A 231-nucleotide genomic window follows, 5' to 3' on the forward strand; every position below is an offset into this window, starting at 1 on the left:
TAAAATACCTCCTATTTTTGCTATTTTAATAAATAGTTTGCTTGTTATTTTAACAATTAAAGGTAAAGTGTGGGTCAAATTTAAGAGCTGTAGATGCTATTTAATGGCGGGTAGAGAGAGATTCGAACTCTCGGTGAGTTACCCCACACACGCGTTCCAGGCGTGCTCCTTAAACCGCTCGGACATCTACCCATAAAGAAGTGGAATTATATCTTTATTTGCTTAATGCTT

1 tRNA gene is annotated in these 231 nt (G+C 37.2%); it reads right to left on the reverse strand.

The window, feature by feature from the left end:
• Window positions 1-104: 104 nt before the first annotated feature.
• A tRNA-Ser gene (locus tag CYP64_RS00770) sits at window positions 105-192 on the reverse strand.
• Window positions 193-231 lie beyond the last annotated feature (39 nt).

The organism is Campylobacter concisus (assembly GCF_002913945.1).
Taxonomy (GTDB): Bacteria; Campylobacterota; Campylobacteria; order Campylobacterales; family Campylobacteraceae; genus Campylobacter_A; species Campylobacter_A concisus_P.